This window comes from Alteraurantiacibacter palmitatis (assembly GCF_037154115.1).
GTDB lineage: Bacteria > Pseudomonadota > Alphaproteobacteria > Sphingomonadales > Sphingomonadaceae > Alteraurantiacibacter > Alteraurantiacibacter palmitatis.
This window is the reverse complement of sequence record NZ_JBANRO010000011.1, coordinates 60467-84528: the sequence shown is the minus strand read 5'-3', so window position 1 is coordinate 84528 and position 24062 is coordinate 60467. Positions and strand designations below refer to the sequence as shown.

25 protein-coding genes are annotated in these 24062 nt (G+C 64.3%); 15 read left to right on the top strand and 10 right to left on the bottom strand.

Annotation, left to right across the window (positions count from 1 at the left end; all coding sequences use genetic code 11):
- Positions 1–945 carry an SPFH domain-containing protein gene (locus WFP44_RS13480; RefSeq protein ID WP_336927167.1) on the bottom strand — a complete coding sequence of 315 codons (945 nt, stop codon included), beginning with the start codon at positions 943–945 and terminating at the stop codon, positions 1–3.
- A 139-nt stretch (positions 946–1084) separates the two neighbouring features.
- Positions 1085–2011, bottom strand: a complete 927-nt coding sequence (locus WFP44_RS13475; protein WP_336927084.1) for a hypothetical protein — start codon at positions 2009–2011, stop codon at positions 1085–1087.
- Positions 2012–2186: 175 nt separating this feature from the next.
- Between WFP44_RS13475 and WFP44_RS13470 the strand changes: the two genes are divergently transcribed.
- The 3 genes from WFP44_RS13470 (at position 2187) to WFP44_RS13460 (ending at position 6194) form a co-directional block, all read left to right on the top strand.
- On the top strand, positions 2187–3383 hold the full coding sequence (locus tag WFP44_RS13470; protein WP_336927083.1) for a transaldolase family protein: 1197 nt from the start codon (positions 2187–2189) through the stop codon (positions 3381–3383).
- A gap of 91 nt (positions 3384–3474) precedes the next feature.
- Positions 3475–3978 carry a (2Fe-2S)-binding protein gene (locus tag WFP44_RS13465; protein ID WP_336927082.1) on the top strand — a complete coding sequence of 168 codons (504 nt, stop codon included), beginning with the start codon at positions 3475–3477 and terminating at the stop codon, positions 3976–3978.
- Positions 3975–6194, top strand: a complete 2220-nt coding sequence (locus WFP44_RS13460; protein WP_336927081.1) for a molybdopterin cofactor-binding domain-containing protein — start codon at positions 3975–3977, stop codon at positions 6192–6194. Before WFP44_RS13465 ends, WFP44_RS13460 begins: the two co-directional genes overlap by 4 nt.
- Positions 6195–6204: 10 nt before the next feature.
- Here the strand turns inward: WFP44_RS13460 and WFP44_RS13455 are convergent, their stop codons facing one another.
- Genes WFP44_RS13455 through WFP44_RS13445 form a run of 3 tightly spaced genes read right to left on the bottom strand, consistent with a single transcriptional unit; the run spans position 6205 to position 8835 of the window.
- The gene (locus WFP44_RS13455) at positions 6205–7089 is read right to left on the bottom strand and encodes an amidohydrolase family protein (protein WP_336927079.1); all 885 of its coding nucleotides are present in this window, start codon (positions 7087–7089) and stop codon (positions 6205–6207) included.
- A complete protein-coding gene (locus tag WFP44_RS13450; RefSeq protein WP_336927078.1) occupies positions 7082–8161 on the bottom strand; it encodes a 4-oxalomesaconate tautomerase in 1080 nt (359 codons plus the stop codon). The genes WFP44_RS13455 and WFP44_RS13450 overlap by 8 nt, the downstream gene beginning before the upstream one ends.
- On the bottom strand, positions 8161–8835 hold the full coding sequence (locus WFP44_RS13445; protein WP_336927077.1) for a 4-carboxy-4-hydroxy-2-oxoadipate aldolase/oxaloacetate decarboxylase: 675 nt from the start codon (positions 8833–8835) through the stop codon (positions 8161–8163). The genes WFP44_RS13450 and WFP44_RS13445 overlap by 1 nt, the downstream gene beginning before the upstream one ends.
- Before the next feature lie 141 nt (positions 8836–8976).
- Between WFP44_RS13445 and WFP44_RS13440 the strand changes: the two genes are divergently transcribed.
- The 9 genes from WFP44_RS13440 (at position 8977) to WFP44_RS13400 (ending at position 16417) form a co-directional block, all read left to right on the top strand.
- Positions 8977–9876 (top strand): DUF1932 domain-containing protein, encoded by a 900-nt coding sequence (locus WFP44_RS13440; RefSeq protein WP_336927076.1) that lies wholly within the window; start codon positions 8977–8979, stop codon positions 9874–9876.
- Positions 9877–9880: 4 nt separating this feature from the next.
- Positions 9881–10906, top strand: coding sequence for an amidohydrolase family protein (locus WFP44_RS13435; RefSeq protein WP_336927075.1), 1026 nt, complete (start codon positions 9881–9883; stop codon positions 10904–10906).
- The gene (locus tag WFP44_RS13430) at positions 10903–11226 is read left to right on the top strand and encodes a DUF2218 domain-containing protein (protein ID WP_336927073.1); all 324 of its coding nucleotides are present in this window, start codon (positions 10903–10905) and stop codon (positions 11224–11226) included. The genes WFP44_RS13435 and WFP44_RS13430 overlap by 4 nt, the downstream gene beginning before the upstream one ends.
- Positions 11223–11645, top strand: coding sequence for a protocatechuate 4,5-dioxygenase subunit alpha (gene ligA, locus WFP44_RS13425; protein ID WP_336927072.1), 423 nt, complete (start codon positions 11223–11225; stop codon positions 11643–11645). The genes WFP44_RS13430 and ligA overlap by 4 nt, the downstream gene beginning before the upstream one ends.
- A gap of 1 nt (position 11646) precedes the next feature.
- Positions 11647–12561 carry a class III extradiol dioxygenase subunit beta gene (locus WFP44_RS13420; RefSeq protein WP_336927071.1) on the top strand — a complete coding sequence of 305 codons (915 nt, stop codon included), beginning with the start codon at positions 11647–11649 and terminating at the stop codon, positions 12559–12561.
- Between the two features lie 60 nt (positions 12562–12621).
- Positions 12622–13578: a Gfo/Idh/MocA family oxidoreductase gene (locus WFP44_RS13415; protein WP_336927070.1), complete on the top strand. Its 957-nt coding sequence runs from the start codon at positions 12622–12624 to the stop codon at positions 13576–13578.
- Positions 13578–14570, top strand: a complete 993-nt coding sequence (locus tag WFP44_RS13410) for an aldo/keto reductase (protein ID WP_336927069.1) — start codon at positions 13578–13580, stop codon at positions 14568–14570. Before WFP44_RS13415 ends, WFP44_RS13410 begins: the two co-directional genes overlap by 1 nt.
- Positions 14571–14594: 24 nt before the next feature.
- Entirely contained in the window at positions 14595–15395 is an 801-nt protein-coding gene (locus tag WFP44_RS13405; RefSeq protein ID WP_336927068.1) for a CmcJ/NvfI family oxidoreductase, read from the top strand.
- A gap of 65 nt (positions 15396–15460) precedes the next feature.
- On the top strand, positions 15461–16417 hold the full coding sequence (locus WFP44_RS13400) for an alpha/beta hydrolase (protein WP_336927067.1): 957 nt from the start codon (positions 15461–15463) through the stop codon (positions 16415–16417).
- Positions 16418–16511: 94 nt separating this feature from the next.
- Here the strand turns inward: WFP44_RS13400 and WFP44_RS13395 are convergent, their stop codons facing one another.
- The 3 genes from WFP44_RS13395 to WFP44_RS13385 all read right to left on the bottom strand — a co-directional run bounded on the left by WFP44_RS13395 (position 16512) and on the right by WFP44_RS13385 (position 19138).
- Positions 16512–17024, bottom strand: coding sequence for a YybH family protein (locus WFP44_RS13395; protein WP_336927066.1), 513 nt, complete (start codon positions 17022–17024; stop codon positions 16512–16514).
- 189 nt (positions 17025–17213) lie between these two features.
- Positions 17214–18110 carry a dienelactone hydrolase family protein gene (locus tag WFP44_RS13390; RefSeq protein WP_336927065.1) on the bottom strand — a complete coding sequence of 299 codons (897 nt, stop codon included), beginning with the start codon at positions 18108–18110 and terminating at the stop codon, positions 17214–17216.
- A gap of 80 nt (positions 18111–18190) precedes the next feature.
- On the bottom strand, positions 18191–19138 hold the full coding sequence (locus WFP44_RS13385; RefSeq protein ID WP_336927064.1) for an SDR family NAD(P)-dependent oxidoreductase: 948 nt from the start codon (positions 19136–19138) through the stop codon (positions 18191–18193).
- Positions 19139–19209: 71 nt separating this feature from the next.
- On the opposite strand from WFP44_RS13385, the gene WFP44_RS13380 reads away from it, so the two are divergent.
- The 3 genes from WFP44_RS13380 to WFP44_RS13370 all read left to right on the top strand — a co-directional run bounded on the left by WFP44_RS13380 (position 19210) and on the right by WFP44_RS13370 (position 21637).
- Positions 19210–19905, top strand: coding sequence for a nuclear transport factor 2 family protein (locus WFP44_RS13380; protein ID WP_336927063.1), 696 nt, complete (start codon positions 19210–19212; stop codon positions 19903–19905).
- A gap of 16 nt (positions 19906–19921) precedes the next feature.
- The gene (locus WFP44_RS13375) at positions 19922–20428 is read left to right on the top strand and encodes a nuclear transport factor 2 family protein (protein ID WP_336927062.1); all 507 of its coding nucleotides are present in this window, start codon (positions 19922–19924) and stop codon (positions 20426–20428) included.
- A 72-nt stretch (positions 20429–20500) separates the two neighbouring features.
- A complete protein-coding gene (locus tag WFP44_RS13370) occupies positions 20501–21637 on the top strand; it encodes an amidohydrolase family protein (RefSeq protein ID WP_336927061.1) in 1137 nt (378 codons plus the stop codon).
- Between the two features lie 9 nt (positions 21638–21646).
- Here the strand turns inward: WFP44_RS13370 and WFP44_RS13365 are convergent, their stop codons facing one another.
- Both WFP44_RS13365 and WFP44_RS13360 read right to left on the bottom strand, forming a co-directional pair.
- Positions 21647–22801, bottom strand: coding sequence for a DUF418 domain-containing protein (locus WFP44_RS13365; protein ID WP_336927060.1), 1155 nt, complete (start codon positions 22799–22801; stop codon positions 21647–21649).
- A gap of 117 nt (positions 22802–22918) precedes the next feature.
- A complete protein-coding gene (locus WFP44_RS13360) occupies positions 22919–24034 on the bottom strand; it encodes a 5-methyltetrahydropteroyltriglutamate--homocysteine S-methyltransferase (protein WP_336927059.1) in 1116 nt (371 codons plus the stop codon).
- Between the last annotated feature and the right edge of the window lie 28 nt (positions 24035–24062).

Here is a 24062-nt window from a genome sequence, read left to right as displayed (position 1 = left end):
CTATTGCCCCCCGGCAGGCGGAACGGAGGGACGCGGCGGCATGGCCGGGCGGCGGGGCGCGGGTGGCGCAGAGCCACCATTGCCGCCTGCGGTATCACCCAGCGCTTCCTTGGCCAGAGCGCCGATCCCGCCCAGCGTGCCGATCAATTGGGTTGCCTCCACCGGGAACAGGATGGTCTTGGAATTGGGACTGGTGGCGAATTTGGCGACGGCATCGGTGTATTTCTGCGCCACAAAGTAATTGATCGCCTGAACGCCGGAGGCCGAAATGGCATCGGACACCATCTGCGTCGCCTTGGCCTCGGCCTCAGCCTCGCGCTCGCGCGCCTCGGCATCGCGGAAGGCAGCTTCGCGGCGGCCTTCGGCCTCAAGGATGGCGGCCTGCTTCTCGCCCTCGGCGCGCAGAATTGCGCTGGCGCGCTTGCCTTCGGCCTCCAGGATTTCGGCGCGCTTCTCGCGCTCGGCCTTCATCTGGCGGGCCATCGAATCGGATATGTCCTTGGGCGGGCGGATATCCTTGATCTCGACGCGAGTGATCTTGACGCCCCAGGGCGAGGTCGCGTGATCGACCACGGAGAGCAGGCGGGCGTTGATCTCGTCCCGCTTGGACAGCGTCTCGTCCAGATCCATGCTGCCCATCACCGTGCGCAGATTGGTGGTGGTCAGCGCCATGATGGCAATGAACAGGTTGGACACTTCATAGGCGGCCTTGCCCGCATCGTGCACCTGAAAGAATACCACCGCGTCCACGCCCACCATGGCGTTGTCCTTGGTGATGATTTCCTGGCCCGGAATATCCAGGACCTGCTCCATCATGTTCACCCGGTGGCCGATCCGGTCGATGAAAGGGAAGATGATCAGCAGGCCGGGTTCGGCCGCCTTGGTGTATTTGCCCAGCCGCTCCACCGTGTAGACAAAGCCCTGCTTGACCACGCGCACCCCCATGACGAGGAAGACCAGCACGGCAAAAACCAGTGCAAAAAGAACATATTCCACGGCTGCATCTCCCCCTGGGATCTTGCCGGCATGGTATAAGAAGGAGCGCAGGGAGCAAGCGATTATACGGGCCGTGACCTTGCGGAATTTACTGCTCGGACGGTGCCGCGCCCGCCTCGGCTGCGCGCTCCACCCTCAGCCGTTCCAGCTCGCGGGTGACGCTGCCCAGCTTTGCCGCAGCGGGCAGATTGGGCACCCAGTCATAGAGCGCACGAAGATAGGCGCGGTCAAATTCGGTCAGGCTTTCGGGATATGGGCCTTCGGGATTGAACAGGGTCAGGATCGAATTCAGCGGCACTTCGCCGGGCACCTGCGTTTCGGCCAGACCGCGCATCGTGGCATAGTCGGCCAGCTGCCCCACCGACATCCCGACAACTTCGCGGGAATCGAACACGATGGTGACCGAGGTGATGTCGCGGCGGGTGGTGGTGTAGATCAGCGAATGCGCCATCTGCTGCCGACTGACCGGCGGGCTGACCAGATTGCGTTCGCGGGCGATCGGCATCCCATCGCGCGTGCGCGGCTCGACATGGCTGAAAACGTGAACCGGCGCGGGGGCCAGCAGGCGACGGCGCTCGGCAGGCGGGACAAACTGGAATATCGCAGGGTTGCGATCGACCACGCTGCGCATGGTGACCTGGCTGTCATCGGAAAAGATGACCACGAAATTGGGCTGGCACCCGTCTTCATGGAGGCGGATGCCCAGCTGGTGCGCATTGTCGCGGATGCGGTCGATCATCAGCATGGCGGCATCCGCCTGAAGCCCCACGATGCCCGCGCACAGCCGGTCTTCGAACCGGGCCAGTGGCACGCGCAGATGGTCGGACGAGGCGGCAACGGCGCGCGCCTGCCGGTGCACTTCGGCAGGCGAAACATCCTGGGGGCGCGTGTGCTGAACGACGATTTCGCCCGGCGATGAATCGGGCGGAGAAGGCGGCTCCTGCGCCCATGCCGGAACAGTCAGCCCAAGCACCGGGCCAAGCAGAGCTGGCAACAGGAAGGATCGCGGCATCATCCCGGCCGGATATAGGGGAAGAAGACACAGCGGCGGAACACGCCAATTGGTATTACTTTGTCGCAAGGATTCATGGCCTTGCCCATGCGGGGTTTATCCCGGCGGTGCAATTGCGCTAGGGGGGCCGCGCAAGTTCACAAGGCGCGACTCCGCCGCGCCGCCGCAGGAGTGAGAGATGTCCAAGCACGTCCTTGAAAAGCTGGCCGAAACCAATCCCGAAGCTGAAATCTGGTGGGATTCCTCGCCGCTGATCTATCCCAGCTGGAAGGAAGAAACGCTGGCCAAGGCGCCGGACGCCAAGCGCGCCCAATGGGCCGAGCAGCTCACCCGCCTGTACGATGCCGGCACCATCCATGACAGCGGCACGATGGGGTTCCGCGGCGTCACCACCAATCCGCCGCTGTCGCTGCAGGCGATCCAGCTGGCGCCCGAATTGTGGCGCGCCGAAATCAAGAAGATCGCGCGCGACAATCCCGGCATGGATGTCGAAGGCGTATACTGGACGATGTATCTGGATCTGGTGAAGAAGGGCGCGTCCGCCATTCACCGCGTCTATGAAGCCAGCGGCGGCAAATACGGGATGCTGTCGGGCCAGGTCGATCCGCGCTTCGTCACCGATGGCGAGAAGATGCTGGAACAGGGCCTCTCCATCGCCGCGCAGGGCGAAAACGTAATGGTCAAGCTGCCCGGTTCCAAGGAAGGCTATGAAGTGCTGGAGGAGCTGACCGCGCGCGGCATTTCCACCAACAACACCACCAGCTTCACCGTGTCGCAATATTCGCGCTGCATGGCTGCGGTGACCGCCGGCCTCCAGCGCGCACGCGCGGCGGGCGTTGACCTGTCGAAGTTCCGCAGCGTCATCACCCATATGTCGAGTCGCCTGGGTCAGCTGTCCGACTGGCAGCGGGAAGCCAAGGCGCGCGGCATCGACCTGTCGATGATGGAAATCCGCGATGGCGAGGAGGCGGTGCTCAAGCGCGCCTATTGGTATGGAAAGTCGATCAACCACCCCTCCAAGATGTTGCAATGCTCGATGCGGGTGGAAAAGGACGACAACGGCAAGACCGTGTCGCGCCACATCCAGGACTTTGCCGGGTCGGACATGGTTTATACCTGCCCGCCGGGCTACATCGCCGGGCTGATGGAAGTCGAGGACGAGCTGGATTTCGACCCCAAGGCGATCGAGCGGGAGCCGAACCCCAAAAGCATCGAGAAGCTGATGAAGCTGCCGAGCTTCCGCCAGGCTTACGAATTCGAAGGCCAGAAGCCCGAAGAATTCAGCCGCTATGGCAGCTTCCAGGCGACCGCGACCGAATTCGCGCTGGCCACCCGCCAGACGGTGGATTTCGTGCGCATGGTCTTGGAAGGCTGACGGCCGCTCGCCCGCGCCTCGCGCCGCTTGCCAGCCGCCTTGCCATGCCTATGCTGCGCCCGGCGCAGCATGACAGGCAGGGAGAGCCGGCATGAACGACGACGAGGCGGGCGCAACGCAGCTTAGTGTAAACGGCGAGGCGCGGCGGGTCGCATCCGACCCGGCCACGCCTTTGCTGTATGTGCTGGCGGACGAACTGGACTTAAAGGGGCCGCGCTTTGGCTGCGGCATGGCGCAATGCGGATCGTGTTCCGTCCTGATTGACGGGCGCGAAGTGCGCTCCTGCGTCGTCCCTCTGGCATCGGCGCTGGGCAAGGACGTGGTAACGGCGGAGGGCATTGCCCGCTGGTATTCGCCGGACAGCACGCTGCATCCCTTGCAGGACGAACTGATCGCCGCGCAGGCGCCGCAATGCGGTTTCTGTTATGGCGGAATGGTGGTGAAGGCCGCCGAACTGCTCGCAGCCAATCCGGCGCCGAGCCGCGCGCAGATCGTGGCGCATATGGACGGCCATATCTGCCGCTGCGGCACCTATCCGCGGCTGTTGACGGCGATTGAACGGGCCGCTGCGCGGATGCGCGGAGAAACCGCATGAGCGGCGCACGGCTCTCCTCCCCCGCCGAGCTGACGCGGCGCGGCCTGCTCAAGGCGGGCGGCGCGCTGCTGGTGGGCTTTGCGCTGATCGATCCGCTGGCACGGCCTGCACGGGCGCAATTCGGCCCGCCGCCGGGGCCGGATCGGGAGAAGATCGACAGCTGGATCATCATCCATGCCGACAGCACCGCCACCGTGCTGATCGGCTTTGTCGAACTGGGGCAGGGCGCCACCACCGCGCTTCCCCAGGTGGCCGCGGAAGAGCTGGACCTGGATATGGACCAGGTGCGCGTGGTGGCCCACGAAACCGAGGTGACGCCGTTTCAGGGCGGAACCTATTCCTCCAGCGCCATCGCCAATGGCCGCCCGCAGGTGCAGCGCGCCGCCGCCGAAGCGCGCGCCGAATTGCTGCGCCGCGCCAGCCAACATCTCGGCGCGCCCCTTGCCGATCTTGCGACGGCACGCGGAGTGGTATCAGTGCGCGGCGACGGCGGGAGGCAGGTAACCTACGGCCAATTGCTGGGCGACCGGCCCTTCGAAATATCGATGACGGGCGAAGCGCCGCTGAAGAACCCCTCCGCCTACCGCATCGTGGGGCAGCGCGCTGCCCGGCCCGACCTTGCCGAAAAGGTGATGGGACACCGCACCTATGTGCAGCATCTGCGCCTGCCGCAAATGCTGCACGCACGCATTGTGCGCCCGCGCGGCCAGGGTGCGTTTGGCGCGCCGCCGCGCCTGCTGGCGCTGGACGAGGCGAGCATTGCCGGCATGGGCGATGCACGGGTCGTGCGCGAAAATGATTTCCTCGCCATTGTCGCCAGCCGCGAATGGGATGCGGTGCGCGCCGCGCGCGCGCTCAGGGCCGAATGGGATATTCCCGCCAGCCTGCCCGACAGCGCCGACCTTTACAACGCCATGCGCCGCGGCGTGGCCGCGGTGCAGGTGGTGCTCGAAGAAGGCACGCCCGGCGAGGGAAGCGTTCACAGCGTTCGCTTCGCCGCCGAAACCCCCTATCAGGCGCACGCGACGATGGCCCCCAATTGCGCTCTGGCCGATGTCAAGGCAGACGGCGCGCGCGTCTGGGCGTCGAGCCAGGACATCTATGCCCTGCGCGGTTCGCTGGCGCGCCTTTTGGGCCTCGACCCACTGGCCGTGACCGTGCAGTTTGCCGAAGGGTCGGGCACTTACGGGCACAGCCTGTATGACGATGTGGCGCTGGGGGCGGCGCTGTTGTCCCAGAAGATGGGCGTGCCGGTGCGGCTGCAATACGAACGCGCGGACGAGCACGGCTGGGACACTTTCGGCCCGGCGCATATCGGCGAGGTTGCCATCGCCTGCGATGCGGCGGGCAAGCTGACAAGCTATTCCTATGACGGCTGGCAGCATAGCTGGGCCTTTGTCGAGACCACCGAGCAAATGGCACGCGGCACGCCTGCGCGCGGCTGGCCGATGGGCCCTTCGCGCAGCGTCAACCCGGCGGTGTGCGGTGGGATGTATGCCCTGCCCTATCGCAAGCTGACCGATCACGTGCTGGCAACCGAAGAATGGCCGCGCGGTGCGTGGCTGCGCTCTCCGCTCGACCTCAGCTTCACCTTCGCCTCGGAACAAGCGGTGGATGTGCTCGCCGCACAGGCCGGGCTTGACCCCGTCGCCTTCCGCCGCCTGAATATTGCGGATGCGCGCTGGCTGGGTGTGCTCGATGCAGCAGCGGAGGCGTCAGGCTGGACCGGACCGGAGCTGCCGCCTTCGGGCAGCCTCCTTCGCGGGCGCGGCGTGGGCCTTGGCACGCATCTGAAAGGCTGGGGCGCAGCGGTGGCGGATGTGGAAGTCGATCCGGAAAGCGGGCGCGTGCGCATCCTGCACATCTGGGGTGCCCTCGATGCCGGGTGCACGGTGAACCCCGATATCGTGGACGCGCAGATCACCGGGCAATTGGTGCAGACGGTCAGCCGGATGCTGCTGGAAGAAGTGCATTTCACCCCGCAGGGCGTCACCACGCTGGACTGGAACAGCTACAAGGTGGCGCGTTTTTCCGACTGCCCGGAGATCACCCCGGTGATTGTGCAGCATCTTGACCAGCCCTCATCGGGCGCGGGCGAGGAGGTGATGGCGGCCGCATCTGCCGCCATCGCCAATGCCTTTCACGCCGCAACGGGCAAAAGGATGGCAACCTTCCCCTTCACGCCCGAACGGGTCCGGGCGGTGCTGGCGGGTTGATCGCGGTCTATCAATCCGCCCAGTAAAGCCGGTTGGGATTGTCCACCAGCAAAGCCTGCTGCAATTCGGCCGTCGGCGCGATGCGCGGGATCATGTCGACGAGGTGGCCATCATCGGGGATTTCATCCTGCATATTGGGATGCGGCCAATCGGTGCCCCAGATGCAGCGGGTGGGATAATCGGCTACCAGCGGCGCGACGGCGGCGGCGAAATTGTCCCACGGATCGCCCTTGCCGCCTTCCTTGATGGCATCGAGGCGGTCGGGGCAGGTCGGCTTGAACCAGATGTCGTCCCGGCTGTCGAGGAAGCGGCGAAACGCCTTCATGTCCGGCCCGTCCGGCCCCTGCGTCACATCGGGGCGACCCATGTGATCGACCACGATCGGCACCGGGATCGCGTCCATGAAGGGGCGCAGTTCTTCCAGAATATCCGCCTCGAAATAGATCACCACGTGCCAGCCCTTGGGCAGGCGACTGGCCACCTCCAGAAACCTGTCCTTGGGCGCATCGTCCACCAGACGTTTCAGGAAATTGAAGCGGATGCCCCGGATGCCACCCAGATGCAGCGCCGCCAGATCATCCTCCGAAATCGCGGGATCGACCACGGCAACGCCGCGCGCCTTGCCTTGCGCCGCGGCAATCGCGTGGAGCGTGGCGGAATTGTCGGTGCCGTGGCAGCTCGCCTGCACGATCACGTTCTTTTCAAAACCCAGATGATCGCGCAGCGCGAACAGCATATCGGGCCCGGCATCTTCGGGCAGATATTTGGCCTTCGCGCTGAAAGGGAACTGCGCCATCGGGCCGAAGACATGGCAATGCGCATCCACCGCGCCGGGGGGCGGGGTAAACTTCGGCTTCGAAGGGTTGGCGTGCCAGGAGACGATGCGATCAGCCATATACAATTCCATCCATCAGCTTGCGGGCGGTGCGCAGCAAAGCCGCGCTGGCCACCTGCCCGTTATCGTCCATCGTGAGAACACACGTCATCTCGCCGGTGGGGTGTTCGACGCTCAAGACCTTGCGTGCGCCTTCGGGCACTTTGGCAACTTCCGCTGCGGGCGAACCGTCGATCAGCGCGGCGGTCGCCACCGTCACCGCCGCCAGCACGCCGATCGTGGCATGGGCGCGGTGCGGGATGAAGCTGCGCGTGCAGATCGCCCCGCCAGCCTTGGGCGGGGCGACCAGGAACATCTTGGGGACGGATTTCTCCTTCACATCACCCAGATTCATCAGCGGCCCGGCGGCAAGGCGGATCGCCTCGATCTTCGCGCGGATCGGGGCAAAGGCTTCGCCTTCCAGCTCCTCGCGCGTTTCGTAGCCGGTCGCGCCCAGATCGGCCGCCTTCATCACGATGCACGGCATCCCGTTGTCGATCAGCGTGCATTTCACGCCCTCGATCTCGTCAAAGGCATTGCCCGTGGGCAGCAGCGCGCCGCAGCTGGAACCGGCGGTGTCGCGGAACTCCACCGGCACGGGCGCGTGCGTGCCGGGCACGCCGTCAATCCGCGCATCGCCCGCGTAATTCACCGCGCGCTCGCCGGTAAAACCGCCGGGGGTTTCCACCGTGGCGACCGCCACCTGCCCGGTGTTCTCCATATAGATGGCAACCTGCGTCTCGTCCCCGGTCGGTTCAACCAGCCCGCGCTCGATGGCGAAGGGGCCGACACCGGCCAGGATATTGCCGCAATTCTGCGCATCGGTGACAATCGCCTGATCGACGAAGACCTGCAGGAACAGGTAATCGACATCGATCCCGTCGCGCGCGCTCTTCTTCACCACGGCGACCTTGCTGGTCAGCGGGTCAGCGCCGCCCATCCCGTCAATCTGGCGCGGATCGGGGCTGCCCATTACGGCGAGCAGGAAGGCATCGCGCTCCGCCACATCGGCGGGGAGATCGTCTGCGAGGAAGTAGCCGCCTTTGGAGGTGCCGCCCCGCATCCACATACATGGTGCGCTGCGCATCGCCATCACACCCACTTCAGGCCCATGTCGATCAGCTTCTGGCGGAAGCCGTACATATCGAGGCCCAGCTCGCCCGCTGCCAGCCGTTCGCGCTTGGACGCTTCGTTCGCCTCGCGCGCCTGTGCCGCCTTCAGCACCTCCTCGGCCTCCTCGCGGCGGACAACGCACACGCCGTCATCATCGGCCACGATCACATCACCAGGGCGGATATAGGCGCCGGCGCACACTACATCGACATTCACGCTGCCCAGCGACGCCTTGATCGTGCCCTGCGCAAACACGCGCTTGGCCCAGACGGGGAAATTCATCTCGGTCAGATCACGCACATCGCGAATGCCCGCATCGATGATGAGGCCCCGGCAGCCGCGCGCCTGCGCGCTGGTGGCCAGCAGATCGCCGAAATAGCCATCCTCGCACGGGGATGTGGGCGCGATCACCAGAATGTCGCCGTCCTGGCACTGCTCAATCGCGGCGTGCACCATGTAATTGTCGCCCGGCGGCACGCTGATCGTCACCGCCGATGCGCCGATGCGGGCCCCGGCATAGATCGGGCGCATATAGCTGGCGAGCAGGCCCCTGCGGCCCTGCGCTTCGTGCACGGTGGCAACGCCGCAGGCGCCAAGCGCGGCGACGATATCCTTGTCTGCACGCTGGATGTTCTGAACGACAATTCCGGACATGGCCGAGTCTCTCCTCCTCGCAAACTGCCTTGATCCCGCAGGTGGCTTTGCCCGACCCGCGCGTCAAGAATGAAGCACCGCATAGAGCGCTGCAAACTTGTAAGCAACGCATACAAAGTGTAGGGGGCACCCGGAGAGAAAATGCCGCAGGATTTGTCCCTTTCCCAGCCTCCCCTTGCCGCGCCGCGCGTGGCGCTGATCGGCTTTGGCGAGGCGGGGTGCACCTTTGCCGATGCAGGTGGCTGGGAAGACGAGGTTTTTGCCTTTGACAGCGAACCCTCCCGGCGCGCCGCGATGGAGGAATGCGGCGTTCGCCCAGCCTCTTCCCCGGCCGAAGCGCTGACCGGGGCCGAGGTCGTGCTTTCGCTGGTCACCGCCGATCAGGCGCTGCTTGCCGCGCGCGACTATGCGCCGCTGTTGCCGAAGGGCGCGCTGTGGATCGACATGAATTCGGTCGCCCCCCACACCAAGGCAGCGGCGGCTGAGGCGGTGGAGGCAGCGGGCGCGCGCTATGCCGATGTCGCGGTGATGGCCCCGGTTGATCCGGCGCGCCTTAACGTGCCGCTGCTCATCGCCGGGCCGCACGCCGCCGATGCGATGGTGGCCCTGCGCGGGCTCGGCTTTGCCAAGACCCGCGTGGTGGGCGACAAGGTAGGGCAGGCCAGCGCGATCAAGCTGTGCCGCAGCGTGATGGTGAAGGGACTGGAAGCGCTCACCGCCGAAATGGTGCTGGCCGCGAATGCCGCTGGGGTTCTGGACGAGGTGCTCGCCAGCCTGGATGCGAGCGAGAAGCACGTGCCCTGGGCCGAGCGGGCGGATTACAATCTCGACCGGATGATCGCGCATGGCCTGCGGCGCAGCGCCGAAATGGCCGAAGCTGCCGCCATGCTGCGCGATCTTGGCATTGCACCGCTGATGACCGAAAATACCGTCAAACGGCAGCAGGGAATCGGCGAGCTGGGGATTGCCCCGGTGCCGCCCACGCTCGACAGCAAGATTGCAGCGATAACCCATGCGCGGCAATCGCAGGGAGAAGACTGACACCATGACGATGATCATTGATTGCCACGGCCATTACACCGTCCTGCCACGCGCGCACGATGCCTGGCGCGAGGAGCAGAAGGCCGCGTTCAAGGCTGGCACTGAATGCCCGCCCTATCCGGCAATCAGCGACGACGAGATCCGCGAAACGATCGAGGCGAACCAGTTGCGCCTGATCAAGGAACGCGGCGCGGACATGACCATCTTCTCCCCCCGCGCATCGGCCATGGCCCCGCACGTGGGCGACCGCAGCGTGGCGGTGAAATGGGCGCAGGTCTGCAATGACTTGATCGGCCGGGTCGCCAGCCTTTATCCCGAAACCTTCGCGCCCGTCTGTATGCTGCCGCAAAGCCCGGAAAGCGATATGTCCGCCCCGATTGCGGAATTGCGGCGCTGTGTGGAGGAAATGGGCTTTATCGGCTGCAACCTCAATCCCGATCCGGGCGGCGGGCATTTCACCCATCCGCCCCTGACCGATGAATACTGGTTCCCCTTCTACGAAACCATGTGCGAGCTGGATGTGCCCGCGATGATCCACGTGTCGGGTTCGTGCAACCCGGCGCAGCACGCCACCGGCGCCTATTACATTGCGGCCGATACGATCGCCTTCATGCAATTGCTCGAAGGCGATCTGTTCAGCCGGTTCCCCAGCTTGCGCTTCATCATCCCGCATGGCGGCGGCGCGGTGCCCTATCACTGGGGCCGCTACCGGGGTCTGGCCGATATGCTCAAGAAGCCCGATCTGGGCAGCCATCTGATGAACAACGTGTTCTTCGACACCTGCGTCTATCACCAGCCGGGCATCAATCTGCTGGCCGATGTGATCGACACCAAGAACATCCTGTTCGGCAGCGAAATGGTGGGCGCGGTGCGCGGGATTGATCCCACCACCGGCTACTATTTCGACGACACCAAGCGCTATATCGATGCGCTCGATATCAGCGATGCGGAACGCCACGCCATCTTCGAAGGCAATGCCCGCCGCGTCTTCCCGCGCCTCGACGCGCAGTTGAAAGCACGGGGGCTGTGAACGACGCCATGACCGCCAGCGAAGGCTATACAAGCACCGGGTTCGCACCTTGCGAGAAGCCGGAACGCTATATCCAGCAGCTTGTCAGCCATTGGGGGCACAAATTCGCCACCTCCTATGACGAGGGTGACGGCATGGGCGTGTTTCCGTTTTCCGACCACACCCATGTGGTGATGACCGCGCATCAGGGCGGCATCAGCATCACGCTGACCACCGCCGACAGGCAAGAGAACGTCCGTATGCGCGGCGTTGTCGAACGGCATATTGACCGCTTCGCCTTTCGCGAGGCCCCGCTGACCTACGAATGGAACGAGAAATGACCCAGAAGAAAAAAGAGCGGATCAACATCCACGAATATCTCGCCGCGTTCGACGATATCCCCGGCACCCGCGTGTTCACTGCCCAGCGCGCACGCAAGGGATACTGGCTGAACCAGTTCGCGATGAGCCTGATGAAAGAGGAAAACCGCAAGCGCTTCCTCGCTGATGAAAGCGCCTATCTCGACGAATGGAACCTGACACCGGCGGCCAAGGACGCCGTGCTGCGCCGCGATTACAACGCGATGATCGACGAGGGCGGCAATGTCTATTTCCTGTCCAAGCTGTTTTCCACCGATGGCAAGAGTTTCCAGTTCGCAGCCGGTTCGATGACCGGGATGACGCAGGAAGAATATGCCCAGATGATGATCAATGGCGGCCGCTCGCCCGAAGGCGTCCGGTCGATCAAGGGAGGTTACTGAAATGGCACGCGTTACCACGGGCATTACGTCCAGCCACATCCCGGCGCTGGGCGCCGCCATCCAGACCGGCACGCTGCACAATGATTACTGGGGCCCGGTTTTCGCAGGCTACGAACCGATCAAGGAATGGATCGCCAAGCCGGAAAACAAGCCCGATGTGATCGTGCTGGTCTATAACGACCACGCATCGGCGTTTGACATGAACATCATCCCCACCTTTGCCATCGGCTGCGGCGAGCGTTTCAAGCCCGCCGATGAAGGCTGGGGGCCGCGCCCCGTGCCCGATGTGATCGGCCACCCGGATCTGGCCTGGCATATTGCGCAAAGCCTGATCCTGGATGATTTCGACATGACCATCTTCAACCAGATGGATGTCGACCACGGCTGCACCGTGCCGCTGTCGATGATGTTTGGCGAAGTTGACGAATGGCCCTGCAAGGTCATTCCCTTCCCCGTGAATGTCGTCACCTATCCGCCGCCCTCGGGCGCGCGCTGCTTTGCGCTGGGCGACAGCCTGAAGGCTGCCATCGAAAGCTTCCCCGAAGACCTGAACGTCCATGTCTGGGGCACTGGCGGCATGAGTCACCAGTTGCAGGGGCCGCGTGCGGGCCTGATCAACAAGGAGTTCGATCTCGATTTCATCGACCAGCTGATCAAGGATCCCGAAACGCTCAGCAAGAAGCCGCATATCGAATATCTGCGCGAAGCGGGCAGCGAAGGCATCGAACTGGTGATGTGGCTGATCATGCGCGGCGCGCTGGGCGACAAGGTGAAGGATCTCTACACCTTCTACCATATCCCCGCCTCGAACACCGCGCTCGGCGCGCTGATCCTCCAGCCGGAGGAAACCGCCGGCGAGGCACTGGAACCGCGCCGCGTGATGAGCGGCAAGAGCCTGGCCGAAGCGGCCGAGTAACCTGATCTTGTCTGCGCCCCTTCCGCTTGCCGGGAGGGGCCTTCTTTTCGGAGAGAACCCATGCGTATTGCGCTCGCCGGTGCCGGCGCCTTTGGCGAAAAGCACCTTGATGGCCTGAAGAACATCGACGGGGTTGAAATCACCTCGATCATCTCGCGCCGCGCCGAACAGGCGGCAGAAGTCGCCGCGAAATACGGCGCGAAGCATTCGGGCACCGATTTGTCCGAAGCCTTGGCGCGCGACGATGTGGACGCGGTGATCCTGTGCACCCCCACCCAGATGCACGCGAGCCAAGCCATCGCCTGCATGGAAGCGGGCAAGCACGTGCAGGTGGAAATCCCCCTGTCCGACAGCTGGGCCGATGCCGAAGCCGTGCTGAAGAAGCAACAGGAAACCGGCCTCGTCTGCATGGTCGGCCACACCCGCCGCTTCAACCCCAGCCACCAATATATCCATAACAAGATCGTGGCGGGCGAGCTCGCCATCCAGCAGATGGATGTGCAGACCTACTTCTTCCGCCGCAAGAACATGAACGCCAAGGGCGAAGCGCGTTCGTGGACCGATCACCTGCTGTGGCATCATGCCGCGCACACGATCGACCTGTTCGCCTATCAGGCGGGCAAGATCGTTACCGCCAACGCCATTCAGGGGCCCAAGCACCCGGAACTTGGCATTGCGATGGATATGTCGATCCAGTTGAAGAGCGAGACCGGCGCGATCTGCACGCTGTCGCTGTCTTTCAACAATGATGGGCCGCTGGGCACTTTCTTCCGCTATATCGGTGATAACGGCACCTGGATTGCGCGCTATGACGATCTCGTCACGGGCAAGGAAGAGCCGGTCGATCTGTCGGGCGTTGCCGTGTCGAATAACGGCATCGAATTGCAGGACCGCGAATTCATCGCCGCGATCCGCGAAGGGCGCGAGCCGAACAGCTCTGTCGCACAGGTGCTCGATTGCTACCGCGTGATCGGCGAACTCGCCGCCAGTCTTGAAGCGCAGGACGGCTGGTCCTGATGCAGACACGCGCCATTGCAGGAACCCCGCTCCACCCCGTGGGGCTGGGGTGCATGAACCTGTCCTGGGCCTATGGCACGCCGCCTTCGGAAAACGAGGCGGCGGCGCTGCTCAACCGGGCGCTGGATCTGGGCTGCAACCACCTCGATACCGCCAATATCTACGGCGCGGGCAAGAACGAGGAACTGATCGCGCGCGCGGTGGGGCATCGCCGCCACGAATATTTCCTCGCCAGCAAGACCGGCATCACCGTGGACGGGCCGAAGCGCGGGATCGACTGCTCGCCCGCCACCATTACCGCCGCGCTCGATGCCACGCTCAAACGGCTGAACACCGATCATCTCGACCTGTTCTATATGCACCGTTTCGATCCCAAGGTGCCGGTGGCCGATTGCGTGGGCGCAATGGCGCGCGCGATCGAAGCGGGCAAGATCCGCGCCTATGGCGTGTCCGAATGGAATGCCGCGCATATCCGCGAGGCGCACAGCGTGCACCCCGTGGGCGCGGTGCAGCCCGAATATTCGCTGTGGACGCGCAATGTGGAACTGGGCGTGCTCGATACTTGCCGGGAATTGGGCATTGCGCTGGTCGCGTTCAGCCCGGTGGGGCGCGGGGCGCTGGGCGGGGTGATCCGCGATCCATCCACGCTGGAGGACAGTGATCTGCGCACCAAGATGCCGCGCTTCAACGCAGAAAACTGGCCGCACAATCTGGCGGTGATCGTGAAGTTCGAAGCGCTGGCGCGCGACAACGGCTTTACCCCTGCGCAACTGGCGCTGCGCTGGGTGCTGGAACAGGGCGACCATTGCCACGTGATCCCCGGCACCACTTCGCTGGCGCATCTGGAAGAAAACATGGCCGCCGCCAGCCTGCCGCTGCCCGAAGGCGTGATCGAAGAGGCAGGCCGCATCGTGAACCACGCCGCCATTCGCGGCCACCGCTATCACGACGCGATCCGCCCGACCATCGACACCGAGGAATTCGCGGACTAGCCTCCGGCGGGGGAGAGAGATGCGATGAAGGATGTGCGCGCCGCAATCGGCTATTCGGAGCGGACTGCCAAGAGGCCCTATTTCTACGCCAATGCGCACGAAAAGGACTTCGTGCCGCTGGCCCCGCGCGAAGTGGATATCCGCGATGCGCGCGGGGCGGGCTGTTCGCTTGATGTGGAAGGGTTCACGCTGGTGGACCATGCCAGCGCGCTGCCCGATCTGACCGATCTTGACGCGGTGGCGCGCATCCATGCGGGCGAGATTGCCGAATTGCTCAAGACCGTGTCGGGCTGCGACCATGTCGATATGTTCAGCCGCGGAATCCTGCGCTTTTCCGAAAGGCTGGGCCAGAACGACGCGCATGACAATTCGCACCCCGCGCGTTTTGTCCATGTCGATATGTCGGTGGAAGCCGCCCGCGCCGCGCGCGATGCCGCCGCGCCCAAGGACAAGGCGATCGCCCGCAGCGTGCAATATAATGTCTGGCGCGTGCTCAGCCCCCCGCCGCAGGATGTGCCGCTGGCGCTGTGTGCGTTCGATTCGCTGGAGATGGGCGACCTGATCGAATGCGATGCGATCTTCGATCCGCCGGGCGCGCCCGAATGGTCTTTCGGCAATTACCTGCTTGCATACAATCCGGCGCACCGCTGGTTCTATTACCCCGATATGCATATGGGCGAGGCGCTGGTTTTCGTCACCAGCGAAAGCGATCAGAGCCGCCCGCTGCTGATGCCGCATGGCGCATTCGACAATCCGCTGGCCCCCACCGATGCCCCGCCTCGCATCAGCCTGGAAATGCGTGGCACCGCTTACTGGTTTGCATGAAAGGGCTTACATTCGCCGCCTGACCCGCTAGTTTCCGCGTCTGGACTTCTGGAGGGAGGATGACGATGACTCGCACATGGACAGGCCTCGCCGTGGCCGCAGCCCTTTTGGCAAGCCCGGCCGTGGCGCAGGATAACCCCGCGCCGGAAGAAGATTTCGCGGCGATGATGGCGCGGATCAACCTGTTGCCCGATACGGTCGGCGATGGCCCTTACCCCTCGCTGATCGAGCTTTCCGCCGATCTGCCCGATCACGTCATCTACCGCCCGCAAGACCTCTCTGCCGTGGCGCCGGGTACGCTGGGCGTGTTCGTGTGGGGCAATGGCGGCTGCGCGGCGGATGGCACCAGCAGCCGTTTCCACCTCTCGCAGATTGCGTCCTATGGCTATCTGGTGATCGCGGCGGGCAAGTGGCGCAGCGGGCCGGAGGCGCGTGAAGGTGCCGAAGCGCCACGGGCGATTGGCGCTTCGCCTCCGCCCACCACGGCTGCGCAATTGACGCAAGCGCTGGATTGGGCGCTGGCCGAGAATGCGCGTGCTGGCAGCCCGCTGTTCGGCAAGATCAACGAAGATATGCTGGCCGCGGGCGGCTTTTCCTGCGGCGGGGTGCAGGCCTTGACCGTGGCGGGCGATCCGCGCCTTGATACGGTGGTGGTGCAAAACTCCGGCCTGTTGCCCGAAAACGGGCCGCGCATGGGCGGGATGGAGACGGGCAAGGATGCGCTGGCCGCACTGCACACGCCGGTCATCTATCTCAATGGCGGGGAAAGCGACATCGCCTTTGCCAATGGCCTCGACGATGTGAACCGCATTTCCCATGTGCCGGTCGCCTGGGTCAACACGCCCACCGGGCATGGTGGCACCTATCACGAGCCGATGGGCGGGCGGAACGCGATGATCGTGGTCGATTGGCTGGAATGGCAATTGCGCGGCGACAGCGCCGCAGGCCGCACTTTCACCGGCGCCAATTGCCGCTTGTGCACCGATCCTGCCGCGACGATCGAATGGCGCAATTTCCCCTGAGGGGACCGCGACGGTAGCAGCGGCACCGGCCGGGCTATCTTCCAAGGGAGGAGGATGCGACCGCCAGCATTTCGGTGCCGCGGCAGATCAAAGACTATTGCGCGGCGGCCTGTTCGGCAGGCGCGGCTTGGGCCGATGCGGCTTCCGGCCGGCGCGCGACATTATAGGCCGAGATGATTTTCCAGGTGGCCCCCGTCTCGCGGTGCCACACGGTCTGGCTGTCGAGCGACTGCGTAACCGCTTCACCCGTGGCGGGATCGGTGGTTGTGAACTGCACAAGCGAGGTGACCACGGCCAGTTCCCCGTCAGACGAGGCCCAGCCCGATACCGGTTCCATCGTCAGCGCGAAATTGGGATCTTCCAGCAGGTCGCCATAGGCATCGGCAATCGCCGCCCCGCCTTCCAGCACGGTGCCATCAGGCCGCACCAGCCGCGCATCATCGCGGTAAAGGCGGGCAATGCCCACGAGATCCTTGGACGCAATCGATTCCAGTTGCGCCTTTTCGGTATGGCGGATCGCCTCCACCGATTCTGCCGGATCACCGCCGCCGCAAGCCGCCAGCAACAGGGCGGGGGCCAGCAAGCCGGCAAGGTAAAGCTTCTTCATCTCGTCTCTCCCGATCATTCGGCAGACACATAAGCCTGCCACCCTTGCGCCCCGGCAGGGGCCGTCTGGAGATCGGGATAGGGGCAGGCGCAACGCCCTGCCTTGATTTGCCGCAATTTTCAAAAGCCCCCGCGGCGGACGACCGGTTCGTCCCGCCGCAAGGGGCAATCCGGTTCAATCAACCGGGTTTCAGAGCGCGGCCTGATACAGCGCCAGCAGGCGGGCAAAGGCGCGGTCTGCCTGATCCACATCGTAGGCGGGACTGTCGGGAACGGTCCAGCCGTGATTGCCGCGATAGACCTCGATTTCCACCTGCCGTCCCGCCGCATCGGCAGCAGCGCGCAGCGCGTCCTTGTCACCGGGTGCCTGCGCATCGTCATCGCGGGCAATGGCGATCAGCACACGCGCATCGGGCGCGACGCTGGCAAGCAGGTTGACCGGCGCATCCGCCGCATCGCCCACCAACCCGCCGCCGTGGAAACTGGCCGCGGCCTTTACCCGATCGGGCAGGGCCGCCGCCGCACGGATCACCCAGCTGCCGGTCATGCAATAGCCCTGCATCCCGATGCCGCGCGCGGTATCGACCGAGGCCTGCCGGTCCATCCAGGCGACCACCGCGCCCATTGTCTCGACAATGTTGGCCGGTGTGTTCTGCGCCATCCACGGGCGCACACGGTCGAAACCGCCGCCTTCACGCCAGGCGTCGAAATCGTCGAACTGCTGGCCTTCCACGCTGCGGTAATAGGGATTGGCGACCAGCACCGAATAGCCTTCGCGCGCCAGTTCGCGGGCCATCATGTATTTGGCGTCGCGCAGGCCCGCAATATCGGGCCACAGCACCACGCCGGGATACTTGCCGGCACGCGGATGGATGAAGAGGCCGTCCATACGCCCGCCCGGCGCGTCAAATGTCACCAGTTCTTCCTGCATCGCGCCCTGCGCCAACACAGGCGCCACGCCGCCAGCGGCCAGCAAGCCCGCGCCTGCCACCGCGCCCAGCCGGGCCATATCGCGCCGGGTCAGCGCCGCGCCACGCCAGTCGCGCCGCGCGCCTGCTGCGCCATCGAACATCTCCCGTTCACACATGATGAGCCTCCCAACATTCTCTCCACCGGCGCCGAGGATACCAGAGCAGCGCCGCGCGTCCAGAGACCAAAAGGCTGCCCTCAGGTCAGGTCATCAAGCTTGATGATGAGGCCAGCTTCCGCATCGCGCATCGCCTTGCGGCGCAGCTCCTCGATATGCAGGCGGCCCGGCGGCGCGTCCTCCACCGGCAGCGCGGCCATCATCTTTTCGTGCAGTTCCTCGAAATCGGGCCCATGCTCGGGATGGGTGAGGATCAACCCGTCCTGCTGCGTCATCCCGGCCAGGATCTTGCAGCCAACCTCATAGGGATCCATTCCCTCCTCGAACGCGGTGCCGAACTGTTCCAGCACCGCATCGGGCGTGGGGGCAAACCCGCTGTCGGCAAAGGCATCGGGGCGCTTCTGCGCACTTTTCCACGCATTGGTGCGGGTGAGCGCGGGGCAGCACAGCGAGCAGCCGATCCCGTGCGGCGCAAGGTTGTAGCGCAGGCTTTCCGTGAGGCCGCGCACGGCAAACTTGCTGGCGGTGTAGATGCCTGCCTGCGGGCCGGGGAGGAAGGCCGCCATGCTGGCGATATTCACCACATGGCGGCGGCCTTGCGATGCCTTGATCCGGGGCAGGAAGGACACCAGCCCGTTCACCACGCCGCCGAAATTGACGCCCATGATCCAGTCATAATCGTCATAGCTCGCCTCGTCCGTGGGGCCGAAAACCGACACACCGGCATTGTTCACCAGCACGTGCACTTCGCCAAAATGCTGCACGACCTTGTCCGCCGCGCGGGCAAACCCGTCGCGGTCGGTCACGTCGAGCTTGATGAACAGCGGCTCGGCATAGCCCTTCTGCGCAAACCATTCGGCAGTTGCCGCCCGGTCATCCTCGTTGCGGTAGGACAGCGCCAGCTGCATCCCCGCATCGGCAAAGGCCTGCGCCACGCCCAGGCCAATCCCTGTCACAGCACCGGTGACAAAGGCCACGCGGCCCGCCCACTGATCGCGGTAATCCGCTCCGTTCCATGTCTTGCCCATCAATTCCCTCTCGCCAAAACACTATCACTTGTTAGGGTGAGACATAACAATCTGAGGGAGAGAGTCGAGCAATGAGCGACACCGAAAGCCGTTTGGCAGCGCTGGAGCACCGTGTGGGCGTGCTGGAAGACATGGCCGCGATCCGCCGCCTGCACTGGGCCTATGGCTATTACATCGATTTCAACCGGCCCGATGAAGTGGCAGACCTGTTTGCCGAAGACGGCTGCGTCGTGTTCCTGTCGGGCGAATATGTCGGCCATGCCGGCGTAAAGCGCCTGTATGGCGACTGGATCGCCGGGCGTTTTACCGGCGGCAAGCCCGGCCCGGTCAACGGCCTTTTGCTCGACCATTTCCAGATGCAGGACATCATCACCGTGGCGCCCGACCGCAAGACAGCCAAGGGCCGCTTCCACGGCATCCTGCTGGGCGGCTGGCACGATGATTTCCAGGATACCAAGGAAGACTTCATGCCGCAGCAGTTCATGGAAGCGGGCATTTACGAGAACGATTATGTCAATGTCGACGGCGTGTGGAAGATCCAGCGGCTCGATTACATGATGCAGTGGCAGGGCGATTATGAAAGCGGCTGGGCGCACACCACCGCGCATCTGCAACCCGCCACCAAGACCTTCCCCGAAGACCCGCTCGGCCCCGATCGCCTGCTTCCGCCCAGCGAACACCGCAAGACCTGGCCCTACCGGCAGGATGTGCCGATGCATTTCGCGCATCCGAAATTCGGGATCGCCTTTGCCAATGGGGCAAAGTGAGATGCGTCTCGCCGTGATGGCGATGCCGCTGGCGCTCATCCTCGCCGCCTGTTCGGGCGGCGGGGAGGATGAGGCGGAAGCGGTGTCCACGGAACAGGGGGTGGTCGATCCGCTCGATACCAGCAACCGGGCCGAACTGTCCGACCGTGAAGTGTCGGAACGCTTCATCGAAATCTTCTACAACCAGAACCGGCTGGTGGAGGGTTTCGAGGCTTGGGTGCATCCCGATTATATCCAGCACGATCCCAATTCGCCCACCGGGCGCGATGCCACCATCGCCGTGCTGGCCGCGCATATGGAACGCAACCCGCAGATGACGCATGACGTCAAGCGGACGATCTATGGCGAGGACGATCAGGGCCGCACGCTGGTGGCGGTGCATTACCACTTCAAGCGTGCGCCCGATGACCGGGGCAGCGCGGTGGTGGACATCTACCGCATCGAAAACGGCTATCTGGTGGAGCATTGGGATGTGATCCAGCCGGTGCCCGAAACCGCGCTGAACGACAACACGATGTTCTGACGCACGGCTGATCCCCCACAGCGACCGAAGGGGACAGAACGCGCCAGACGCAAACAGAGGGGAGGAGACGCCATGCCTTTGCTGCCGGACGGGAGCGAGAAGGGGCTGAAAGGCCATTTCCGCGAAGATTTCAGCCACCGCACCCGTGTGGGCATGGCACCGCGTGCAGGCCATGTGGACCGCAGCGCACCCTATCAACGCATCGCGACCGAGGAGGCGTGGACTTTCCCCGCGCTGGTGAAGGCGCAGATGGACTATCTGGGCAGCGGCGATGCGCCCGATGACCCTTCGCTGCGCATGGGGGTGATGTTCAACAGGATGCCCAGCTTGCAGGAAATGCTGCAAGACCTGGGGGACTTGCGCATCGCGCATATGGACGAGCTGGGGATCGACCGGCAGCTGCTGCTCCTCACCGCGCCCGGCGTGCAGGTGGTGCGCCCGTCGGATGGCACCGCGCTGGCGCGCGAGGCGAATGATATTGCCGCCGAAGCCTGCCGCAACCACCCCACCCGCTTTTCCGCGCTGGCGGCGTTCGATCCGCGCGATGTGGCAGGCAGCGTGAAGGAACTGGAACGCGCCGCCGCGCTTGGCCTCAACGGCGCGGTGCTCAATTCGCATTTTCAGGGGCACTATCTGGACGAGCCGGAATACCGGCCCATTCTGGAAGCGCTGGAGGCGCTTGACCTCGCGCTCTACATCCACCCCACCGCCCCGCACAGCGCCCCGCATTACGAAAAACGCGGCTTCTTCGGCGCGTTGGGCGGATTTCCGCATGATGTGTGGCTGCACACGATGGGGCTGGTGATGTCGGGCGCGTTCGACCGGCATCCGCGCCTGCGCCTCGTCATCGGGCATCTGGGCGAATGTATGCCGCTGCACCTCTATCGGTTTGACTGGATGCAGGGAAATGCCGACGGACGCCCGCGCCCGCTGATCGATGGCGGAGGGGAGCCGATCAGGCTCAACCACCCCGTCAGCCATTATTTCCGCACCAATATATGGATCACCACCAGCGGCTGCGGCTGGGAAGATGGCATCGCCTTCTGCCAGAAGGTGCTGGGGCCGGAACGGGTGATCTATGCGATGGATTACCCCTATCAGCAAAGCTCCGACGAGCTTGCCGCCTACGACCGGATGGATATGCCGCCGCAGGTCAAGAAGATGCTGATGGAGGACAATGCCCGCGCCGTGTTTCGCATCAGGGGTTAGCCGGCGCGGTTAGGCGGCCTGCCGCATCGGCACCCTGGCCGTGCCATAGGTGGCCGCGCGCCAGACCCATTCAAGCGGGCCGTAGCGGTAACGGCGGAACCAATCGCGCGCGAACAGCACTTGTGCTGCAAACAGCGCCAGCCCCCACACCACCGCCTCGGCATGGGTCAGATCGTCGAACAGGCCCAGCCCCCAACCGTAAAGCAGCGGCACGCAAGCCAACGACTGCCCGACATAGAGCGTCAGCGTCATCCGCCCCGGCGCGGCCAGAATGCCGAGCAGCGGGCGCGCCGCGCTGTGCCACAGCAGCACGAAGGCCGCGATATGCACCCCGGTGGCCGCCAGCGCGCGCCATTGGGCAATTGCCCATTCCCGGTTCTGCCGCACCATCGGCTCGGTTTCGGGCGGAGGTGGCGGCAGCAGGCGCGGTTCTGCCCAGCTTACCGCGGCCCAGACCAGCAGCGAGACGCCCAGCACGCCCAGCCACAGGCGCCTGTGCTGCTCCGCCTCGGCAAACAGGCCGCGCCGCTGAATCACCATGCCCACCAGAAACAGCCCGGCAATCTCCACCACCCGGCCGGTTTCGATATAGAAGGACCATTTGGCTGCCATGCCCGGCCCGGCATTCACCGCCAGCATATCGGCCAAAGTGCCGGTGGCGAGAAAGGCCAGCCCGCTGTCGCCTGCAAACACCGCGCTTGCCTGCGCCCATCCAGCGCCGCCTGCGGCCGCAACGGCGCGCCACAGCAGCGGCACTTGCGCAAACAGCAGCGCGGCGAGCAGCAGCAGGACGCGATCCGATTTTACCCGGTCAAACGCAATCAGCAGCAGGCCCACCAGCGCCAGCACCTGAAGTATATCCCCGCGATAGACCAGCGCGTGCAGCGTGCCGATGGCGAGCAGCAGCACCAGCCGCCACGCGAACCGCCATGTGAAATCCTCTCCGCGTTTGGCGGAATTGCCCATGATCGTGGCAAAGCCAAAGCCGAACAGCAGCGCGAAGATGGCAAAGGCCTTGCCCGCAAAGACCGTGAACACCGCGTCAAACCACGCGTCGGGCACGGGGTTCAGCCAGTAGAGCTCGAACCGTTCCACGCAATGCACCAGGAACAGGCCCAGCAAGGCCCAGCCGCGCAAGGCATCCACCATGGTCACGCGGTGCATGGCATCATCCCCCCCTTAGGTGATAGCGCTATCATGGCGCGAGGCCGGATTCCAGACATGAAAAAGGCCGGGCAGCGCAACAGGCGGCCCGGCCTTTTCCATCAGCGCAAGGCGGGATCAGCCCCAGACTTCTTCGGCCACTTCCACGCACAGGCGGATCTTCGCGGCCTGCTGTTCGGTCGTGATGTCGTTGCCGTGCACCGTGCTGGCAAAGCCGCATTGCGGGGAAAGCGCCAGCTGGTCGATATCGGCAAACTTGGCCGCCTCGTCGATGCGGCGCTTGATATCGTCCTTGCTCTCCAGCTCGCCCAGCTTGGTGGTGACAAGGCCCAGAACCACGGTCTTGCCCTTGGGCAGGAACCGCAAGGGCGCAAAATCGCCCGAACGCGGGTCGTCATATTCGAGGAAGAAGGCGTCGATATCCAGTTCGTTGAACATGATCTCGGCCACCGGCTCATACCCGCCTTCGGCCGCCCAGCTGCTGCGGAAATTGCCGCGGCACAAATGGATCGCCTTGATCATGTCGGCGGGCGCGGATGCGAAACTCTCATTGATCAGCTTGGCATATTGGCGCGTGGTCGCATCGGGATCCATCCCGCGCTTGGCCGCATCGGCGCGCTGTTCATCATCGCACAGATAGGCAAGGTTGGTATCGTCCATCTGGATGTAACGGCACCCGGCAGCAGCAAGGCTGTCCACTTCCGCGCGGTAGGCGGCGGCGACATCGGCATAGAATTCATCCATCGTGGGGTAGATGTCTTCAGGGATGCCGCTGCGCCCGGCGCGGAAATGCAGCATGGACGGGCTGGGGATCGCAACCTTGGGCATGAAACCTTCGCCAACCTTGCCGGCGAGATACTGGTAATCAGCCAGCTGGATCGGCCGCTGATGCGCGATCTTCCCCGTGACCACCATCACCGGCGGGGCAAAGGACACGTCCTTGCCCGAATCGTTCTTGAACGCCTTCTTCAGGCCGCCGCGTTCCTCAACCCCTGCCAGTTGCAGCAGGAAATCGGTGTGGAAGAAATACCGGCGAAACTCGCCATCGGTGATCGCCTTCAGGCCCAGCGCCTGTTGCCATTCGACGAGGTCAGCAATTGCGGCGTCTTCGATATTGCGCAGTTCGCTGCGGGAAATATTGTCCGCCGTGACGTGCTGGCGGGCTTCGATAATCTCGCGCGGACGCAGGAAGGAACCGACATGGTCGGCGCGAGACGGCAGTTTGGTAGGCATGAGAGGATTGTCCTGTCTTAGCAAAGAT

Excerpts from the sequence above, each read along its gene's own strand:
- WFP44_RS13450 (WP_336927078.1), bottom strand. The coding sequence starts at position 8,161 with ATGGCGATGCGCAGCGCACCATGTATGTGGATGCGGGGCGGCACCTCC.
- WFP44_RS13360 (WP_336927059.1), bottom strand. The coding sequence starts at position 24,034 with ATGCCTACCAAACTGCCGTCTCGCGCCGACCATGTCGGTTCCTTCCTG.
- WFP44_RS13370 (WP_336927061.1), top strand. The coding sequence starts at position 20,501 with ATGCCTTTGCTGCCGGACGGGAGCGAGAAGGGGCTGAAAGGCCATTTC.
- WFP44_RS13455 (WP_336927079.1), bottom strand. The coding sequence starts at position 7,089 with ATGGCTGATCGCATCGTCTCCTGGCACGCCAACCCTTCGAAGCCGAAG.
- WFP44_RS13435 (WP_336927075.1), top strand. The coding sequence starts at position 9,881 with ATGACGATGATCATTGATTGCCACGGCCATTACACCGTCCTGCCACGC.
- WFP44_RS13445 (WP_336927077.1), bottom strand. The coding sequence starts at position 8,835 with ATGTCCGGAATTGTCGTTCAGAACATCCAGCGTGCAGACAAGGATATC.
- WFP44_RS13385 (WP_336927064.1), bottom strand. The coding sequence starts at position 19,138 with ATGGGCAAGACATGGAACGGAGCGGATTACCGCGATCAGTGGGCGGGC.
- WFP44_RS13390 (WP_336927065.1), bottom strand. The coding sequence starts at position 18,110 with ATGTGTGAACGGGAGATGTTCGATGGCGCAGCAGGCGCGCGGCGCGAC.
- WFP44_RS13470 (WP_336927083.1), top strand. The coding sequence starts at position 2,187 with ATGTCCAAGCACGTCCTTGAAAAGCTGGCCGAAACCAATCCCGAAGCT.
- WFP44_RS13460 (WP_336927081.1), top strand. The coding sequence starts at position 3,975 with ATGAGCGGCGCACGGCTCTCCTCCCCCGCCGAGCTGACGCGGCGCGGC.
- WFP44_RS13415 (WP_336927070.1), top strand. The coding sequence starts at position 12,622 with ATGCGTATTGCGCTCGCCGGTGCCGGCGCCTTTGGCGAAAAGCACCTT.
- WFP44_RS13480 (WP_336927167.1), bottom strand. The coding sequence starts at position 945 with ATGGGGGTGCGCGTGGTCAAGCAGGGCTTTGTCTACACGGTGGAGCGG.
- WFP44_RS13365 (WP_336927060.1), bottom strand. The coding sequence starts at position 22,801 with ATGCACCGCGTGACCATGGTGGATGCCTTGCGCGGCTGGGCCTTGCTG.
- ligA (WP_336927072.1), top strand. The coding sequence starts at position 11,223 with ATGACCCAGAAGAAAAAAGAGCGGATCAACATCCACGAATATCTCGCC.
- WFP44_RS13475 (WP_336927084.1), bottom strand. The coding sequence starts at position 2,011 with ATGATGCCGCGATCCTTCCTGTTGCCAGCTCTGCTTGGCCCGGTGCTT.
- WFP44_RS13400 (WP_336927067.1), top strand. The coding sequence starts at position 15,461 with ATGACTCGCACATGGACAGGCCTCGCCGTGGCCGCAGCCCTTTTGGCA.
- WFP44_RS13440 (WP_336927076.1), top strand. The coding sequence starts at position 8,977 with ATGCCGCAGGATTTGTCCCTTTCCCAGCCTCCCCTTGCCGCGCCGCGC.
- WFP44_RS13405 (WP_336927068.1), top strand. The coding sequence starts at position 14,595 with ATGAAGGATGTGCGCGCCGCAATCGGCTATTCGGAGCGGACTGCCAAG.
- WFP44_RS13465 (WP_336927082.1), top strand. The coding sequence starts at position 3,475 with ATGAACGACGACGAGGCGGGCGCAACGCAGCTTAGTGTAAACGGCGAG.
- WFP44_RS13375 (WP_336927062.1), top strand. The coding sequence starts at position 19,922 with ATGGCGATGCCGCTGGCGCTCATCCTCGCCGCCTGTTCGGGCGGCGGG.
- WFP44_RS13395 (WP_336927066.1), bottom strand. The coding sequence starts at position 17,024 with ATGAAGAAGCTTTACCTTGCCGGCTTGCTGGCCCCCGCCCTGTTGCTG.
- WFP44_RS13420 (WP_336927071.1), top strand. The coding sequence starts at position 11,647 with ATGGCACGCGTTACCACGGGCATTACGTCCAGCCACATCCCGGCGCTG.
- WFP44_RS13410 (WP_336927069.1), top strand. The coding sequence starts at position 13,578 with ATGCAGACACGCGCCATTGCAGGAACCCCGCTCCACCCCGTGGGGCTG.
- WFP44_RS13380 (WP_336927063.1), top strand. The coding sequence starts at position 19,210 with ATGAGCGACACCGAAAGCCGTTTGGCAGCGCTGGAGCACCGTGTGGGC.